The organism is Amycolatopsis sp. NPDC004368, assembly GCF_053602515.1.
Genome location: NZ_JBSGDT010000001.1, coordinates 595,978 through 613,930, shown reverse-complemented (window position 1 = coordinate 613,930; position 17,953 = coordinate 595,978). Strand labels below are relative to the sequence as shown.

15 protein-coding genes and 1 tRNA gene are annotated in these 17,953 nt (G+C 70.5%); 5 read left to right on the top strand and 11 right to left on the bottom strand.

What is annotated here, in order from left to right:
- Positions 1 to 29: 29 nt before the first annotated feature.
- From ACWEOE_RS02835 to ACWEOE_RS02805, 7 genes are all read right to left on the bottom strand, one after another.
- Positions 30 to 536: a hypothetical protein gene (locus ACWEOE_RS02835; protein WP_452002961.1), complete on the bottom strand. Its 507-nt coding sequence runs from the start codon at positions 534 to 536 to the stop codon at positions 30 to 32.
- Positions 537 to 540: 4 nt separating this feature from the next.
- On the bottom strand, positions 541 to 1,377 hold the full coding sequence (locus ACWEOE_RS02830) for a LytR/AlgR family response regulator transcription factor (RefSeq protein ID WP_452002958.1): 837 nt from the start codon (positions 1,375 to 1,377) through the stop codon (positions 541 to 543).
- 163 nt (positions 1,378 to 1,540) lie between these two features.
- Entirely contained in the window at positions 1,541 to 2,386 is an 846-nt protein-coding gene (locus tag ACWEOE_RS02825; protein WP_452002956.1) for a S49 family peptidase, read from the bottom strand.
- A gap of 18 nt (positions 2,387 to 2,404) precedes the next feature.
- Positions 2,405 to 3,706, bottom strand: coding sequence for a sensor histidine kinase (locus ACWEOE_RS02820; protein ID WP_452002953.1), 1,302 nt, complete (start codon positions 3,704 to 3,706; stop codon positions 2,405 to 2,407).
- A 131-nt stretch (positions 3,707 to 3,837) separates the two neighbouring features.
- On the bottom strand, positions 3,838 to 4,698 hold the full coding sequence (locus tag ACWEOE_RS02815; protein WP_452002951.1) for an Fpg/Nei family DNA glycosylase: 861 nt from the start codon (positions 4,696 to 4,698) through the stop codon (positions 3,838 to 3,840).
- A 38-nt stretch (positions 4,699 to 4,736) separates the two neighbouring features.
- A complete protein-coding gene (locus tag ACWEOE_RS02810) occupies positions 4,737 to 5,165 on the bottom strand; it encodes a DUF983 domain-containing protein (protein WP_452002948.1) in 429 nt (142 codons plus the stop codon).
- Between the two features lie 108 nt (positions 5,166 to 5,273).
- Positions 5,274 to 6,851 (bottom strand): sigma-70 family RNA polymerase sigma factor, encoded by a 1,578-nt coding sequence (locus ACWEOE_RS02805; protein WP_452002946.1) that lies wholly within the window; start codon positions 6,849 to 6,851, stop codon positions 5,274 to 5,276.
- A 220-nt stretch (positions 6,852 to 7,071) separates the two neighbouring features.
- Here ACWEOE_RS02805 and ACWEOE_RS02800 point away from each other — a divergent pair.
- Both ACWEOE_RS02800 and ACWEOE_RS02795 read left to right on the top strand, forming a co-directional pair.
- Positions 7,072 to 7,144 (top strand) — tRNA-Gly (locus ACWEOE_RS02800).
- Positions 7,145 to 7,622: 478 nt separating this feature from the next.
- Positions 7,623 to 9,101 (top strand): phosphocholine-specific phospholipase C, encoded by a 1,479-nt coding sequence (locus ACWEOE_RS02795; protein ID WP_452002944.1) that lies wholly within the window; start codon positions 7,623 to 7,625, stop codon positions 9,099 to 9,101.
- 155 nt (positions 9,102 to 9,256) lie between these two features.
- Here ACWEOE_RS02795 and ACWEOE_RS02790 read toward each other — a convergent pair whose 3' ends face one another.
- The 4 genes from ACWEOE_RS02790 to ACWEOE_RS02775 all read right to left on the bottom strand — a co-directional run bounded on the left by ACWEOE_RS02790 (position 9,257) and on the right by ACWEOE_RS02775 (position 11,482).
- Positions 9,257 to 9,658 carry an immunity 7 family protein gene (locus tag ACWEOE_RS02790; RefSeq protein WP_452002942.1) on the bottom strand — a complete coding sequence of 134 codons (402 nt, stop codon included), beginning with the start codon at positions 9,656 to 9,658 and terminating at the stop codon, positions 9,257 to 9,259.
- An 85-nt stretch (positions 9,659 to 9,743) separates the two neighbouring features.
- Entirely contained in the window at positions 9,744 to 10,286 is a 543-nt protein-coding gene (locus ACWEOE_RS02785) for a DUF2716 domain-containing protein (protein ID WP_452002939.1), read from the bottom strand.
- 181 nt (positions 10,287 to 10,467) lie between these two features.
- Positions 10,468 to 11,073, bottom strand: a complete 606-nt coding sequence (locus tag ACWEOE_RS02780; RefSeq protein WP_452002937.1) for a hypothetical protein — start codon at positions 11,071 to 11,073, stop codon at positions 10,468 to 10,470.
- Positions 11,074 to 11,182: 109 nt separating this feature from the next.
- Positions 11,183 to 11,482 (bottom strand): hypothetical protein, encoded by a 300-nt coding sequence (locus tag ACWEOE_RS02775; RefSeq protein ID WP_452002934.1) that lies wholly within the window; start codon positions 11,480 to 11,482, stop codon positions 11,183 to 11,185.
- Positions 11,483 to 11,636: 154 nt separating this feature from the next.
- On the opposite strand from ACWEOE_RS02775, the gene ACWEOE_RS02770 reads away from it, so the two are divergent.
- From ACWEOE_RS02770 to ACWEOE_RS02760, 3 genes are all read left to right on the top strand, one after another.
- The gene (locus tag ACWEOE_RS02770; protein ID WP_452002932.1) at positions 11,637 to 12,899 is read left to right on the top strand and encodes a hypothetical protein; all 1,263 of its coding nucleotides are present in this window, start codon (positions 11,637 to 11,639) and stop codon (positions 12,897 to 12,899) included.
- A gap of 135 nt (positions 12,900 to 13,034) precedes the next feature.
- Positions 13,035 to 14,213 carry a hypothetical protein gene (locus ACWEOE_RS02765; protein WP_452002929.1) on the top strand — a complete coding sequence of 393 codons (1,179 nt, stop codon included), beginning with the start codon at positions 13,035 to 13,037 and terminating at the stop codon, positions 14,211 to 14,213.
- Positions 14,206 to 17,919 carry an FkbM family methyltransferase gene (locus ACWEOE_RS02760; protein ID WP_452002926.1) on the top strand — a complete coding sequence of 1,238 codons (3,714 nt, stop codon included), beginning with the start codon at positions 14,206 to 14,208 and terminating at the stop codon, positions 17,917 to 17,919. Before ACWEOE_RS02765 ends, ACWEOE_RS02760 begins: the two co-directional genes overlap by 8 nt.
- Positions 17,920 to 17,953 lie beyond the last annotated feature (34 nt).

The window sequence follows — 17,953 nt, the reverse complement described above, 5'->3', positions numbered from 1 at the left end:
CGCCACCGGGGCGTTTCCGTCCGCCGCGGTCAGTTTTCGATCATGTCCACGAAGTCGCGCTCGTGGCGTTCGGCGAGCCGGTTGTACCAAAGGCCCACGGCGAACAGGAACGGGAACGGCGGCAGCCCCAGCACCAGCCACGGGATCGGGATGCCGATCACGGTGAACCGCGCAACCGCGGGCAGGAAGTAGAACAGCACCGGCATCGCGCCGAGCACCAGCAGCACGAGCAACGCCAGCAGCACGGCCGTGCGCAGCTGCACCTTCACCAGGTCGCGGACCAGCAGCTTTCCCCAGCTGGTCTGCTCCTCCAGCTCGATCCGCGCCCGCGCCCGGCCCGCCGACTGGCGCGGGTCGGCCAGCACCACACGCTGGCGCTTCGGCTTCTCGTGCGCCGGCTCGGCCGGACGCAGCGGCTCGGGTGCCGGGGGTACCGGCTCCACGACCGCGCTGTCCTCGGGCACGCGGCCCAGCGTCGGGTCCGGTTCGCGGACGCCGTTGGCCAGGCGGTGGTACGGGTCGTCGGGTGCGGACACGGGTTCAGCCGCCGCGGCCGGTGCCGACGAGGCGGTCCTTCAGCGCGCGTGTGTGCCGGCGGCTGACCGGCAGCACCTTCTCCTCGTTGCCGATCACGACCTGGTAGCCGCCCTGACCCATGCGCAGCTCCGTGATCAGCGGCAACGCGACCAGGAACGACCGGTGGATGCGCACGAACCCGGCCTTCTCCCAGCGCTCCTCGAGCTGCGCGAGCGGGATGCGCACGAGGTGGCTGCCCTCGGTGGTGAACAGCCGCGCGTAGTCGCCCTGCGCCTCCACCCAGCGCACCGACGACCGCGGGATCAGCTTGGTGGTGCCGGCGAGCTCGACGGGGATCACCTCGTCGTCGTTCTTCACCGGCTCCCCCCCGCGCGGCCCGCCCTGCGCCGGCGCGACCGCCGCGGCCAGCTTCTCGCGCACGCGCGAGACGGACCGGTCGAGCCGGTCGCGCTGGAACGGCTTGAGCACGTAGTCGACGGCACCGAGGTCGAACGCGTTCACGGCTTCTTCGGCGTGGCCCGTCACGAACACCAGGATCGGCGACGGGTTCATCGCCGCGATCACGCGCGACATCTCCATGCCGGACAGGCCGGGCATGTCGATGTCGGCGAAAACGGCGTCGACCGTCGGCAGGCCCTGGGCGCGCCGGGCGACGAGCTCGGGGTCGTCGTGGGAGAACAACCGCAGCGCGTCGGAGGCGTCCGAGGCCTTGAAGACGCGGTGGATGTACGGGTTGTTGCTCAGGCCGTGGGTCAGTTCGTCGAGCCCTTTGAGCTCGTCGTCCACTGCCAGGACGATGAGCTTCCGGGTGTCTTCATGAGCACTCACAGTGAGTCGCATCCTGCCCATTGCCGAGTGCAATGTCCAGACCCGTCCCGCTCATCCGCCCGTCGGGGAGAGCCGACGCCCCCTTTGTCCCAATCCTGGTCACGGGCGCGGCACAGCGCGGTCCGACGGCTGCGGCCAACCGGGCTAGCGCCGGACGCGCACGGGTGGCGGGAGGTCACAAACCGAAGCGGGCCCACGCGGCCTTGGCGGTCACCGCGTCGAGCACCGCGCTCGCCGCCGCGGGTGCGCCGATGCCGAGCCGCGCCAGCAGGGGCTTCTTCGGCTCCGCCACGGAGATCTCGGCGTCCGGGTACCGCTCGGTGATGATCTGGCGCAGCGAACCCAGGCCGTCGATCAACCCGAGGTCCAGCGCCTTCTGGCCGAGCCAGACGTCGCCGGTGAACAGGTCCTCGGTGTCCGCGAGCCGGCCGCCGCGGCGCTGTTTGACCCAGTCGACGAACAGCTCGTGGAGCTGGCCGTGCATCTTCTTCAGCCACTCGACGTCCTCGGGCTTCTCCGGGCTGAACGGGTCGAGCCGCGATTTGTTCGCACCTGCCGTGTGCAGCCGGCGCTCGATGCCGAAGCGCTCGAGCAGGCCCGTGAAGCCGAAGCCGCCGCTGATCACGCCGATGGACCCGACCATCGACGTGCGGTGGGCGAAGATCTCGTCGGCCGCGCACGCGAGCCAGTAGCCACCGGACGCCGCGACGTCCTCGGCGAAGGCCAGCACGGGCACGTTCTTCTCGTCGGCCAGCTGCCGGATGCGCTCGGCGACGAGGCCCGACTGCGTCGGCGCGCCACCCGGCGAGTTGATCAGCAGCGCCACCGCCTTGAGCCGATCGTGACCGAACGCCCTGGTCAGGGCCGACTCGATGGCCGCGAGGTTGATCGAGCCGCGGGCCAGCGGCGAAGGCGTCGGCGTGATCACGCCGTGCAGCTTCACCACGGCGACCACGTCCTTGCGCTCGACGCGATCGCCGAGCACGGGCAGTCGGGACGTCAGCTTGTCGGTAACGCTCATGCCGCCAGGCTAGCCAGTTCAGACCGCGGGCAGCATGCCCGAACGCGATCCGTTCACACCGTTGTGCTCGACGTCGTCGTCCTCGGGCCCGCCTTGGGCCGGCACGTCGGCCGAGTAGTCGGGCATGTTCGGGCGCACGCCGAGCTTGAACTTCGGCACGCGCAGCGTCACCTTCATGCCGGCGCCGGGCGCCGTGTCGACGGTGAGCGCGTAGTCCTCGCCGAACACCTGGCGCATGCGCTGGTTGATGTTGCCGAGGCCCACGTGGGCGCCGGTGCGGTGGGCGTTCTTCAGGTCGGTGAGGGCGCGCGGGTCCATGCCGATGCCGTCGTCCTCGACGCTGATCAGGGCCTCGGTGCCGTAGTCCTGTGCGATCACGGTGACGCAGCCGCCGCTGGGCTTGCTGGCCAGGCCGTGTTTCACCGCGTTCTCCACCAGCGGCTGGATGATCAGGAACGGCACGACCACGCTGAGCACCTCGGGCGCGATCTTCATGCGCACTTCGAGGCGGCCGCCGAAGCGCGCGTTCTCGATCGTGAGGTAGCGGTCGATGTTGCGCAGTTCCTCGGCCAGCGTGGTGTACATGCCGGAGGTGCGGAACGAATAACGCGTGAAGTCGGCGAAGTCCTGAAGCAGCTCGCGCGCCTCTTCGGGATCCGTGCGGATGAGCGCGGAGATCGTGTTGAGCGCGTTGTAGACGAAGTGCGGCGAGATCTGCGCGCGCAGGGCCTTGATCTCCGCCTGCTGCAGCTGGTTGCGTGATTCTTCGAGACGCGCCAGCTCGAACTGCGTGCAGACGAACTGCGCCACGGCCTCGGCCATCTGCACGAGCTTGCCGCGCGTGCGCCCGACGACGATCAGCGTGGCCTCGGCCGTGCCCTCGACCAGGATCGGCACGATGGCGGCGGTTTTCATCTTGCAGGTGCCGCGGTGGTTGCACGGCAGCCGGTTGTGGTCGGCGACGGCCCGGCGGTGCTTGCGCAGCGCGGTGCCGATGTCCTCGACGAGGTCGAGGTAGTGGTCGGTCGCCTCGCCGGCCCACGACAGGAGCGTGCCCTCCCTGTCGGTGATCCCCACGGCCAGGCAGTCGAGGACTTCCAGCAGCTCGGCCGTCATCCGGTTGGCGGCCTCCTCGTCGAGACCGGCGCGCAGGTTCGGCGTGGCTTTCGACATCCGGTGCACGGCCTGCAGCACGGCGTCCTGGATCACACCCTTGGGCCGGCGCACCTTGAAGATCAGCACGAGCACCGCGATCGCCAGCAGGCCGACGAGCACCCACGGCACGACCTGCGCGAAGGGGAAGGCGGACACGACGTCCATGCTCTGCGCTCGACCGACCGGGTGCAAGGTCTGCTCTCCACTTTCCGTCCAACTGTGACGACCCACGGTGGTTGAACCCTACCGAGCCGCCGGTCAGTGCCGCACGGTCACTCCGAGCGACGAAGCCCCCGCTACTTGAGCAGGCGCGACATACGCCGGTCGGCGAGGGGTTTGCCGCCCGTCTGGCAGGTGGGGCAGTACTGGAAGGACTTGTCGGCGAAGGAGATCTCGCGGATGGTGTCGCCGCAGACCGGGCAGGGCAGGCCGGTGCGGGCGTGCACGCGCAGGCCAGAGCGTTTCTCGCCCTTGAGCGTCGCGGCTTTCTGGCCGACGGAGCGCTGCACGGCGTCGGACTCCACGTCGTGGATGGCGGCGGCCAGGGTTTCGAGGGCGCCCTCGTCGAGCTTGCCGACGGTGGCGTACGGCGAGAGCTTGGCCTTGTGCATGATCTCGTCGGAGTAGGCGTTGCCGATGCCGGCGATGAGCGACTGGTCGGTGAGCGCCCACTTCAGCCGCGTGCCCTTGCCGGCGAACAGCTCGCGCAGCTGTGCCGCGTCGAGCGACAGCGCGTCGGGGCCCAGGCGCGCGACGCTGGGGATCTCGTTCGGGTCGTGGACGATCCAGACGGCCAGGCCCTTCTTGGTGCCCGCCTCCGTGAGGTCGAAGCCCGGACCGGCCGCGGCGTTGAGGTGCACGCGCAGCGAGATCGGGCCCTTGCCCGGCTTCAACGGCGTCGGCGAAAGCTGCTCCGACCAGCGCAGCCAGCCGGCGCGCGCGAGGTGCACCACGAGGTGCAGGTCGCCGAGGACCAGGTCGAGGTGCTTGCCGTGGCGCGTGGCGCCGGTGACCTCACGGCCGTGCAGGGCGGTGTAGGGCGGCACGGCCGTCTTCAGCACGCTCAGCGAAGCGACGTCGAGCCGGAACACGGTGGAGCCCACGGCGTGTTCGCGCAGGTGGTGGGCCAGTGCTTCGACCTCGGGCAGCTCGGGCATGACACCAGTCTTGCTCGTGGCGCCCGAATCGGCCAGGTCTATTCGACGGGGTGCAGCGGCCCGTCGAAATCGGGCAGCGAGTGCTTCTGGATCGTCTTGGTGATGCGCTTGACCTCACCCGACACCGTGAACATGCCCCGGATCGTGCCGACCCAGCGCTCCGACGGCCGGTCGCCCTGCACGTCGCCCTCGGTCTCGGCGACGACCGTCCAGGGCCGGCGCAGGATCCAGCGCAGCGGGAAGAACAGCAGCACCAGGAACACCCACGCGGGCACGCGCACCTGGTCCGGCGTCCAGATCACGAGCACCACAGCGAGGAACGCGGTGACCAGGAGCATGGCGATGCCCGGCGTGTAGCTGCCCGCCACGTCGTGTTCGAAATCGTCCGCGGTGGCGGGTGCCCGCCACTCCATCTGGGCTCGGACCACCCAGTCGCGGCCGTCTTCACCGCGCACCAGCCGGTTCATCCTGTTGCCTCCCGGGCGACGCTCGAGTCGGTCAACGCTACCGTGACCACGCCCCACAGCGCGAGGTAGTCACGGAACGTGGCGCGAGGTTTGCCCGGTTTCCGCTGCTCAGGGAGCCGACGCTGAATCGGAATCGGCCGAACCGGTGACATCCGAGGGGGTCACCGCTCCCGAGTCCTGGGAACCGATCTCGGTGCCGGACCGCTTCGAGGACCCGGACTCCGAGGACTTCGTCGGCTTCTCCGGGATCTTGTCGCCCGGCGTCGGCGTGGTCGTGACGGTCGGCGGCAGGTACGTCTCCGGCGGCACGTACGTGAACGTCGGCGGCGGCACGAACGACGGCGGGGACGAGGTGCGCTTCTCCGGGCTGTCTGTCCGCTCGTCGTCGCACGGGTCGTCCGACGACGTCGTGAGGTCCGGCTCGGTGTCCACGCGCGGGTCGGTGGAGTTCTCGCTCGACATCGGCGCGTGCGACGTGGTGTCGCCGGCCGGCAGGTCGTCGCGCGGCGCCTCGCCGGACGACTGGCCGGCGCCGCTTTCGGGCGGAGGCCCGACCGGAAGCTTCGGCACGTCATTGGTGCCCAGGTGCGCGCCGACGGTGTGCACGGGCGTCCACACCGGGCGCGCCGCGCCGTGCAGGCGACCGGTCGCGATCCGCGGCCCGTGCTGCACCTGCGGCGGCGGCTGGTGCGCGGGCGGCGCCGGCGGCTGCAACGCCAGCTCCGGCGCACCACCCTGAAGCCCGACGTCCTGCACCGGGTGCGTCCCGAACACGAGCGGCCCGGTCGTGAACCCGGCGACGCCCGCGGCGGCCGTCGAGGCCAGCGCGAGACCCACCTTCACCTTCGAACCGAACAGCACGCTCTTCACGGTGGCGGCCACACCCGTCACCTTGCCCAGGCCGGCCAGCGCGGGCACCGCGACCACGAGCACCTCGGCGTGCGCCCGCAGCGACGAACACACGTCCCGCAGCTCGTCCTGCGTCGCCCGGCACGAGGCGCACCCCAGCAGGTGCGCCTTGATCCGCTCGGCCTCCGCGCCCGTGACGCTGCCCGCGGTGAACCCGCCCATCTTCTCGACGACCGACCGGCACGTCTCGGGCCCGCGGTTCACCGACAGGTGCGCCTGCAGGTACGCGGCGCGCAACCCTTGCCGCGCCCGGCGCGCCAGCGCCGCCGTCGCGTTCGCCGACAACCCGAAGTGCGGCGCGACCATGGCGGGCTGCTCGCCCTCCACCTCGGTCTGCCACAACACCGTGCGCCACCGCTCGGGCAAGCTCGTGAACGCCGTGGTGATCAAGGTGTGCTCGGCCGTGCGCGCATTGGTATCGGCGCCGGCCCCCGCGCGGAACGTCAGCTCGTCATCCGTGACGGGCACGTCGCGGCGCGCCCCGTGCCACTCCCACGACACCCGCCGCGCAACGGTGAGGAGGTACGCGCGGATGTAGTCCCGCGGCCCCGCGCCCCGGCGCAACGCCTGCAACACCCTGAAAAACGTCTCGGCCGTGATGTCCTCGGCCTCGGAACTGTCAGCCGCGAGGCTCTGCGCCAACCTCCGCACCGCCGCCGCGTGGAGCTCGAACAGCTCCCCGAACGCCGCGTCCTCCCCGTTGCGGAGCCGCTGCAAAAGTGCCTGCTCGTCGGATCCCGAGGCCGCTGGTGGCGGCGCCGTGCCCAGCTCGGTCATCCGGCAAGGCACCTCCTCCCCCGAAGGACTCACCACTCGGTACGAATGGGGACACCATACGGAGCGAAAAGCCCGTCGTCACCCCCTGTACGCCCGATGTGACAACGAAGCACCGAGTCGAGGCACGTCACGGGCTGCGAGCCCCCAAGGTGCACCCCCCGAAAGTGGCGCCCACCCCTCGGTATAGAGTCTCCCTCAACACCGAGCACCAACGGTCAACGCGGATGTAGCGCAGCTGGTAGCGCATCACCTTGCCAAGGTGAGGGTCGCGGGTTCGAATCCCGTCATCCGCTCGGTTCCGGGGCCCTCGTGTCTGCCGAAAGCGCAGACCGGGGGCCCCTCGCCATTTCTCCCCGGGGGGCCGAGCCCCCCGGACCCCCACGGTGCGGATGGTGCCTGACCCAGCTTGGTGGCGTTGGGGACGTGCGCGGGTGAGTAGAGAGACTGCGGAGCGAGCCCGATCCTCAGCTCTCGCCGTCGTGACAATCAGTGAGCGGGGTAACCCAGCACTACCGAGAAACCACACCATCACCGCCACCCGATCACCGCTCGCCGCCTTCAAAAGGCCCCACCGACCAGTCGCACCAGGCAAGCACAAAGCAAGCGCAACGCAATCCCATGGCAAGCCACCAACAGGCCCAACCTCCCGACCTGCACCAATGCCGAACTTCCCCCCATCGCCCGTTTCGGAAGTTGTTTTCATCATGTGTTAGTCACGCGTTCGGAGATAAACACCTTTTCGAGTGACGGCGTGGCAGCAGGGTGTGAGCCATGACCGAACTGACTCGTCGTCGTCTCCTCGGATCAACCGCCGGGGCCGCGGCCGCCGCTGCCGCGGCCACGTTGCTCCCGCCCAGCGTTCAGAAGGCGCTCGCCCAGGGGGCGCCCAAGCACGGCTCGATCAAGGACATCGAGCACGTCGTGCTGCTGATGCAGGAGAACCGCTCCTTCGACCACTACTTCGGCACCATGCGCGGCGTTCGCGGGTTCGGTGACCCGCACGCCAAGAAGCTGCCGAACGGCAAGTCCGTGTTCTACCAGCCCGACGCCGAGAACCCCGCCGGCTACGCGCTGCCCTTCCACCTCGACACGCACGCCACCAACGCCCAGAAGATCCCCTCAACCTCCCACGCCTGGCAGGTCCAGCACGACGCCCTCAACGGCGGCAAGATGGACAGCTGGCTGCCGGCGCACCGCAAGGCCGACGGCAAGAACGGCCCGTACGTGATGGGTTACCACACGCGCGCCGACCTGCCGTTCCAGTTCGCGCTGGCCGAGGCGTTCACCGTGTGCGACGCGTACCACTGCTCGGTGCTCGGCCCCACCTGGCCGAACCGCATGTACTGGATGACCGGCACCATCGACCCCGACGGTGAGAACGGCGGCCCCATCCTCGACAACACCGCCCCCGCCGGCGGCTACACCTGGACCACGTACGCGGAGCGCCTCCAGGCCGCGGGTGTGAGCTGGAAGGTCTACGAGCAGAGCGACACCTACGGCTGCAACATGCTCGAGAACTTCGCCAACTTCAAGAACGCGCCGGCCGACTCGCCGCTCGCGGTCAACGGCCTGACCCACCGCCCCGAGGGCCAGTTCGAGTACGACGCGCGCAACGACAAGCTGCCCACCGTCTCGTGGATCATCTGCACCTCCACGGCTTCGGAGCACCCGAACTACACGCCCGCCGAGGGCGCGGCGTTCGTCGCCTCGAAGATCGACGCCATCGCGTCCAACCCGGACGTGTGGGCCAAGACCGCCTTCATCCTCAACTACGACGAGAACGACGGCCTCTTCGACCACGTCGTGCCGCCGATCCCCCCGGCCGGCACCCCACACGAGTTCGTGACCGGCACCTCCCACGGCGGCACCAAGGGCAACGGCCTCTGGGTCGGCGCGGGCTACCGCGTTCCGGCGATCATCATCTCGCCGTGGACCGCGGGTGGCTGGGTGTGCAGCGAGCAGTTCGACCACACGTCGACGCTGCAGTTCCTCGAGCACGTCACCGGCGTGAAGGAAACCAACATCTCCGACTGGCGCCGCAAGAACTTCGGTGACCTGACCTCGGCGTTCCGCTTCAACGACCACAAGGCGCAGCCACCGACGCTGCCCGACACCTCGGGCCCGCTCACGCTGTCGCGCTACGAGGCCGCGAACCTCCCCGCCCCCGTTTTCCCCGGCACCGACCAGAAGCCGCCGCGCCAGGAGCCGGGCCACCGCCCCGCCACCCCGCAGCCGCCGCACCACCACTGACCCACCACCACTGACGCACCACCACTGACGCACCACCACTGACGCAATGACGCGTCACCCCTGACGCCCTCCCGCGGGCACAAAAAGCGAACGGCCCCTTCGCGCCACGAGTGCGAAGGGGCCGTTCGTGCCTGTTGTGGCTACAGCAGAGTTCTCTACAGCTCGTAGACGTCCAGCACGGTCGGGGCGACCGGCGTGAGGTGTGCGTCGGAGTGCTCACAGACGACCCCGCGCGCCATGCGGAACACGCGGAACTCGTTGTCGTGCTCGGGATCCTGGTCGTCCCAGACGTGCAGCAGGCCGTAGGACCCCGGGGCCAGCTCGCCGACGCGCGTGAACGTCTCCAGCAGCTCGGGCGCGATGGCGCCGCCGTGCTTGTCGAGGCCGCCGAGGTGCAGCATGGGCATGCCCGCGCTCCAGCGGAGGTCGACGAGGTCCAGGGTGCCGGCGTCGCGCACGGCTCGGTGGACGCGATCGACCAGGCGCTCCAGCAGAGCAGCGTCATCGTCGCCGCTCGTGGTCGCCGCGATGGTCACCCAGCCGTGGTATTCGTACACGTCGCGAACCGTAGCAGCGCCACAAGCTGCGCCGATGCGCCGGTCGGCCCGCCGCGACGGGCGGTTCTCCCGGCAGGACGGGCGGTCAGCGAGCCAGCGCGCTGGGGCGGCCGTCGCGGCGCAGGACCTTGGTCAACACGCCCTGGCCGTGCTTCTCGACGGCCGGCAGCAGCCGAGCGCCGAACGCGCACAGCGTGCGCTCCCACGGGTGCCCGAGCGTGCCGAAGCTGAAGTCCTCGGCCAGGAAAAGGTGGTAGTCACCGCGCGGGAACACGGGCACGGGCCACGCCGCGCCCTCGGCCATGCGGTGCGGCCAGAACTTGAACGACTGGTGCTGCCAGTGCAGCACCCACAGCCACTCGTCCTCGCGCACGCTTTCCTTCAGCGCCGCCAGCACGATCCGCGCGACGTCGGGCTCCTCCACCGCGTACGGCCCCAGTCGGAACTCCGCCGACGCACGGTCGAAGTCACCCGCCGAAAGATCCCAGGTACGCGACGGTGCGGGCTCGCGGAAACCGGGCCAGTCGTGCGCGAAGGTGCTCGGCCAGAAACCGAGCTTCTCGTACACCCAGTACCAGGCGGGCTCGTCGGCCACTCTCGAGAGCGGCTCCCAGGCTGCTGCGTTCACTTATCGACCTCGAAGTCATCGGCCGGGCTCAAAGCTGCCGAAAGCTTCGTGTCCGGAAGCGAGATTGTCCAGTCCACTGAAGCCGAACGCCACCTTCATCACCCGACTGGGGGCGTGTAATGGCCGTGGCCTGGCATCGGTGACCGAGCGCAGCCGGGGCGCCCGGTCACCGAGCGTCACCTCAGGCGGCCTCCCACAACGTCATGAACGCCGAGGCCTCGCTGAACGCCCACGGCCGCAGCCGCTCGCGGTCGCGCGCCGTGAGCGTGAACTCCTTGGCGCGCCGAACGTCGACGACCAGCGCCTCGCCACCCGGCAGGAGGTCGGGCATGCCCTGGCTGAGCAGCCACAGCGCGAGCCCGGCCGCGTCGCGGGTCAGTGGTTCCTCCTTGAAGTAGAGCCAGGTCGCGTAGCGGACGCCGGTGCTCTTGCGCAGGCCGAGCTGCGGGCTCAGCCCCACCTCGAGGTCACCCAGCGGCACGCGCGCCCGCCCGACCTCGATCAGCTTCGGGTCGCGACGGCCCAGGTACCGCAGCCAGCCCTCGGCGATCGCGGAGTAGTGCGGGCGCGTGCGGTCGTCGGCGTGGTGGACCAGCGACCGCATCGCCACCTCGTCCTGCCGCGCCCCTCGCCCGGCCCGCACCGCGTTGGCCGCTCGGCGGTAGTAGTTGAACGCGGCCCTCGACGGGTCCTCGTACAACCGCCGCTGCCGCCGCACGAACGACGACCGCGTGGGACCCGTGCTCGCGCTGTAGCCGACGAACGTGGGCAGGGTGATGTAGGCCATGGACAGCCGCCTTCCGGTCCGAAAACTTCGCCGATGCCGCCCCTGGCTCAGGCAGCATCTCCCCTGGACACGGCCAATTTTAGAACAGGTGTACGACAGTTTTTGCCGCTCAACGGGTGACGGGTGGCCAGTTTCCGGAAAGAAGTTCACGGGCCTGCTGGAGGATCTGGTCCTCGCAGAAGCTGACGGGGGTGACGTCGGTGGGGATCCACTGGTCGAGCATCGCGATCCAGCGCAGGAGGTCGTGCAGGACCGCGGGCGACCCGAGCCGCGCCGACTGCTCCCGCACGCTGCGGCCGGCCTCGCCGACCGGTGTCTCTCCCCGGACCATCGCCCCCAGGGTTCCGCCGAGCCGTTCCCACTGCGCGGTCGCGCAGTGGGCGGGCACTTCACCGCGGGCGGAGGACATACACCGATCCTACGGACGGCCCGGGACCCTGGACGCCACGCGACCGGCGCGGAATGATCTCGCCGACGAATCGATCACGAGTCGACAAACCGGTACCCCCGCAGGTTCTGGTGCGTGAAAAACTACGGCCCGGACCAGTGGCAGAGGGATGGCGATGAGCTGGCAGGAAGAGCTGCGGCGGCTGGACTCCGACCTGGCCGCGGGCCGGATCGGGCACGCCGAGCACCGGCACAGGCGCGAGGAGCTGCTCGCGGAGGCCTCGGGTGGCGGTGCGGCCTCGCCGGTGGCGTCGCCGTTGCGGGCGGGAGTCGAAGGGGCCACGCAGGTCGCCGAGCCAGGACCGGGGCCGGGGCCGGCGGCGGGGACGTGGCACGCCGAGCCCGTGACGTGGAACCAGCCCGCGCCGGGCTGGGCACCGGCCGAGCCGACCGCGCCGACCCAGCCCGCTCAGCAGAACACGCAGAACACGCAAAACAGCCAGAACACGTGGGCGGGCGCCAACCCCGCGACCCAGCAGCCACCGGTGTGGCACCCCGCCGAGCAGCAGGTGACCCAGCCCGGGGCCACGGAGGAAGCGAAGCCGCAGCGGCCGCCGCGGTCGTCGTTGACTCGCAAGCCGCGGTGGGATCCGAAGAAGGGCGAGAAGTCGTTCGCGACGGCGCCGAGCCCCGCGGACGTGAACCCGACCGGCTACCTGCCCGTCACGGGCGACACTGGTGACACGGCGCAGTCGACGCCCGAGCTGCGCCGCCTGTGGGAGGAAGCGCCGCCGCGGAAGAAGAGGCCGACGTGGCTCTTCCTCTCGCTCGGGGTGCTGGTCGTGCTGGCGCTGGTCGTGGGCGGTATCTGGTACATCGGCAACCGGCCGAACCAGACCGACGGCGCGGACACCGTCTCGCCGCCGCCGGTGCCCACGGCCTCCGGCGGGCAGGACGCGTCGCTGGAGGACAAGCTGCCGGCGCTGGCCGGCACGCCGAACCCCGACAACTCGACGATGTCGCTGGACAAGGCCGTGGAGCTGAAGGTCGTGTCGCAGGCCGACGCGGACCTGATGAAGGCCGCTGCCGCGCAGGAGCTCGTGTACCACGCGTACGCCGACACCACGCACGCCGACAACGGCACGATCCTGCTCGCCGTGCCGACGCCGTCGCCCGCGCAGGCGGCCCAGCTCGTGAAGGGGCTGAGGCAGAACCTCACCGCAGGCGGCTTCGCCGGCACGCCGCTCGGGCCCGCGCCGACGGACCTGCTCTACGCCGGCAGCAGCCCGGCCGGGCGGGTGCTCGCGTTCTGGTACACCTCCGGCCCGGTGGCGATCGGCATCGGCGTGTCGGAGCCGCTCACGGACGACGCGGTGGTGCTCCGGTCGCGCATCGAACAGATCCGCGCGAAGGTCGCGGCGACCCTGCCCGCTCGCTGACGCGAGCCCCGGCCACGGAAGACGACCCGCGAGGTCGCACGGGGTCACAGCCGTGCACAATGTCCACGTCGTCACACACATCGGGTCGCGGTGGCGCACTGATCGTCGCCATGCCGACGGATAAGGGGGAGCCTGGTGTCCTGGCAGGAGGAGCTGCGGCGGCTGGACGAGGAGCTCGCGTCAGGGCGGCTGTCCGCGGACGACTACCGGATCCGGCGCGACCAGGTGCTGTCCTCGGCTGTCGGCCAGCAGGAGCAGCCGGCACCGCAGCAGCCCAACCCGAGTGCGGACTCGACGCAGATCATCACGCCGGTGAGCCCGCCCCAGGGCATGCCGCAGCAGCAGCCGCCGGCCCCGCAGCAACAGCAGCCGCAGCAGCCCGCCGCCGACCCCAGCGCCGAGCGCACCCAGGCCGTGCAGTCCTGGCAGATGCAGCAGGCCGACCCCGCGCGCACCGAGTACGTGCAGCCGTCGCAGCAGCCGCCGCAGGCGCAGTACTCCCCGCCCGGCGGGTTCCAGCAGCCGGCCTCCCCCGCCGGCGGCTTCCCGCAGCAGCAGCCGTGGAACGCGCCCGAAGGCGACCAGAGCCCGCCGTGGGGCGGTGGTGACCTGCCGCCGCTCGGCCCGACGGGCGGCGACTCCTTCCGCCAGGGCCCGGAGTTCTTCGCCGAGAAGCCCAAGTCCGGCAACGGCAAGAAGATCGGCGCGATCGTGGGCGCCGTGGTCGTGCTGGCCGCGATCGCGTTCGGCGCCTACTGGCTCTGGGGCCGCGGCACCAGCACCGCCGAACAGCCGCCCGCCCCGCCCACGCAGCAGGCACCGTCCAGCGCGCCGAAGCCGCCGGACGGGATGGCGGTCGCCGACATCCCGGGCTCCGCGGAGAAGTACGACAGCATCAAGAGCTTCTCGCAGATCTCGGCGCTGAACTACCTCACCTCCGACGAGCTGTCGACGTACGAGGCCGCGAAGGCCGGCGACGTGAAGTTCGTGGTGCACGACCTCGGCGGCGGGTCCCGGGCGATCATCATGCTGACCAAGGTCGGCAGCCCGGCCGCGGCGCAGAACGCGGTGAGCAAGCTGCTGGCCACGCAGATCCGCAACGACGCCACCCGCGTCACCGACGCCCCGGACGGCGTGTCCGTCACCTCGGTCGACGCGAAGGACAGCTCTCCCGCACAGATCCGTGGTCACTACTCGCACGGCAACGTGGTGATCCGGCTCGAGGTGACCGCTCCGGGGAGCCTGGAGACCGCGAAGACGAGCTTCGACACCATCCTCGCTGCTCAGCTGAAGGTGCTGCCGGCCAATGGGTGACGCGCGCACCGTCACCGCGTGCACGATCGTCGCGCGCAACTACCTGCCCGCGGCCCGGGTGCTGGCCAGGTCCTACCTGGCGCAGCACCCCGAAAACGACTTCGTCATCGCGGTCATCGACGGCCACGAGGACGAGCGCGACGGGTACCGGGTCGTCGGGCGCGACGCGTTCGGCATCGACGAGGACGACTACCTGCGCATGGCCACGGCGTACTCGGTCACCGAGATGGCCACCTCGGTCAAGCCCTACCTCCTGCGCGAGCTGCGCCGGGAGTACGACGTGGCGATCTACCTCGATCCGGACATCAGGGTCTTCGCGCCGATGCCGGAGATCGCGGAGCTCGCCCTCGCGCACGGCATCGTGCTCACCCCGCACGTGCTGTCCCCGCTGCCGCGCGACGGGATGGAGCCCGACGAGGCCGTCATCATGGGCGCGGGGATCTTCAACCTCGGCTTCATCGGGGTCGGTCCCGGCTCCGGCGACTTCCTCGATTTCTGGGCCGAACGGCTGCGGCACGACGCGATCGTGGCGCCGGACAAGCAGCTGTTCACCGACCAGCGCTGGGTGGACAACGTGCCCGCGCTCTTCGACCACCACGTGCTCACCGACCCGGGTTTCAACGTCGCGTACTGGAACTTGCACGACCGCCCGGTCGAACGCGGGGACAACGGCGAGCTGACCGCGGGCGGGGCGAAGCTGCGGTTCTTCCACTTCAGCGGTTACCGGCCGGAGACGCCGTGGCTGCTGACTTACTACTGCGCACGCGAACCGCGCGTGCTGCTCTCGGCCAACCCCGAACTGCGCGAGCTGTGCGACGCCTACGGTGCGGCGCTGCGCGAGGCGGGTTACGCCGAGACGCTGGAAGCGGTGCCCTACGGTTTCGCCGGTTTCGGTGACGGCACGCCGCTGCCCAAGCTCGCCCGGCGCGTGTTCCGCGCGGCCTGGATCAAGGCCGAGCGCAAGAACAAGCGACTCCCGCCGCACGCCTACGGCGAAGACGGCGGCCTCGCCCTGCGCGAGTGGCTGGCCGGCGCGGAGGACTCGGCGCAAGCGGCGTCCGGGCTGAACCGGGCGGCGCTCGCCGTCTGGGATTCCCGGGTCGACCTTCGAACCGCCTTTCCGCACCCCACTGGTGAGGACGCCGAGAAGTTCCGCGCGTGGTGCATGACCTCCGGGATCAACGAGGGCGAACTCGCCGAGTGGGCGCTGCCCGGTCATCCGATGACCGCCCGCGCGCCGGAGGACGAGTTCGGCGTCAACCTGCTCGGCTACCTGACCGCCGAGCTGGGCGTCGGCGAGATGGGCCGGATCGTGCACGAGGTGATCGAGACCGCCGGGGTGCCGATCGCGTCGGTCGTCGAGGAACGCATCCTGAACCGCACCGGTCTCGATCAACCGGAGAGCCTCGGTGACCCGCGGTTCCCGGTCAGCGTGCTCGCCGTCAACGCCGACCAGACGAAGGTGCTGCTCGGCACGCATCCCGAGGTCGGGCACGACCGCTACCGGATCGGCCTGTGGGCGTGGGAGACCGAGGATTTCCCCGCCTCGATGCACGAGGCGTTCGGTCTGGTCGACGAGGTGTGGACGGTCAGCGACTTCTGCCGCACCGCGATCGCCAAGCACTCACCGATCCCGGTCAAGACCGTGCCGGTTCCGGTGCGCGATCCCGGTGAACCCTCCCGACCCGCCCGCGAGGCCGGTGAGCCGGTCCGGTTCCTGTTCGCGTTCGACTTCAACAGCATCGCGCAGCGCAAGAACCCGTGGGGCACCATCAAGGCGTTCCAGCAGGCCTTCCCCGGCCGCGACGACGTGCGGCTGACGATCAAGACCATCAACGCCAAGCAGCGCCCGTTCGAGGCGGAGCGGTTGCGCGCCGCGGCAGCGACCGATCCGCGCATCGATCTGATCGAGCGGTACCTGTCGGTGGAGGAACTGAACGACCTCTACGACCGCAGCACGTGCTACGTGTCGCTGCACCGGGGCGAGGGCTTCGGGCTGACCGTGGCCGAGGCGATGGCGCGCGCCATGCCGGTGATCTCGACGGACTACTCCAGCACCACCGAGTTCCTCGACTCGACCACCGGCTGGCCGGTGCCCTACCGGTTGGTCCCGGTGGGCAAGGGCAACGACCCGTACGAGCCGGACACCCTGTGGGCGGACCCGGACGTCGAGGCGGCCGCGGCCGCCATGCGCGAGGTGGCCGACGATCCGGACGAGGCCGAGCGGCGCGGCCGGAAGGCGCGCCGGCACGTGCTGCGCACGCGGTCCGTGGCGGCCGCCGCCGAGTGGATGCGCGGCGAGCTGCGCGGCGCCTACGAAACCTGGCGGTCGCGCCAGGCGTACCGGCCGCAGGAACCCGAGCACCCGCTGACCCCGGTGCGCAAGGCGGCGGAGGCGCTGCACTGGCGGCCGGAGCCGGGCGCGCCCTCGCGGACGCCGCTGGCCCCCGCGATGCGCAAGGCCGTGATGCGGGCCATCGACCACTACGACGTGCACCAACGCCGGGTGATGGGTGAGCTGCGCGACGCCACGGAGGAGACCACCAGCAGGTTGCTGGCCCGTCTTGAGTCCGTGGAGGCGCGCCTCGACGACGCGCAGCGTGCCGCGGAGCTGAGCCGTCGCTTCGACGACAAGCTGCACACCCTCAAGACCTCGATCGAGGGCCGGCTGCGGGCGCTGGAGACTTCGGTGGAGGAGCTGCGCGAACAGACGCCCGGCCTCGATCTGGCGGTGCGCAACGTCGAGGCCGACGTCAGCAAGATGTCGGAGAGCTTCACCGGCGAGCTGGAGTCGGTCACGGCGAGCGTGCACGCCGACTTCTCGGCCCGCGATCAACGGCTCGACCAGGACGAAGAGGCGATCCAGCGCGTATCCGTCGACCTGGGTGCACTGCGCGACGCCGCCCGGCTCTCGCACGTTCCGATCCCGCGCGACGCCGAGGTCGTGGTCAGCGACGTGGGTGCGCTGCTGATGCCGGTCGACGAGGTCATGCTCCCGTGGATCCAGTTCCACCGGTCCTGGGAGAACAGCGAGGCCGAGCTCATGTGCGAGCTCGTGACCCGGCATCCCGGCGCCATTCTCGACATCGGTGCGCACGTCGGCTACCACACGCTGCGGCTCATGCGGTCCTGTCCGGACATCAGCCGCGTGATCGCCGTCGAGGCGGACCCCCTCAACGCCCAGTACCTGCGCCGCAACCTCGAGGTGAACCTGCCCGCCGCCGCGGTGGAGCTGACCACGGTGCTGCCGGTGGCCGCCTGGGACCACGCCGGCACCGTGCGCCTGACCCATCCGGAAGCCGACAACAGCGGCGACAACCGGGTCAACGAGGACGGGCCGGGTATCGAGGTGCCCGCGGTCCGGCTCGGCGAGGTGCCCGAGGTGCGCGAGCAGCAGATCACCCTGATCAAGGTCGACCTGCAGGGCCGCGATCACCGGGCGCTGGCCGGGCTGGACGAGGTGCTGCGCCGCGACCGCCCGCACATCGTGTGCGAGTTCTGCCCGGGCGCCATCGAGGAGCTCGGGGACGATCCGCACGCGGTGCTCGCCCGCTACCGCGAGCTGGGCTACCAGCCGACCGAGGTCGGCGACGAAGGGCCGGTCACCTACCCACAGGGTGACCGGGAGCTGATTCGCAACGCGCGGCGCAACGAAAAGGACTTCGTGACGCTGTGGCTTCGACCCGGACCCGCTTTGGTTGGGTGAATTTCCATCCGTGGAAACCACTCGGTGTTTCTTG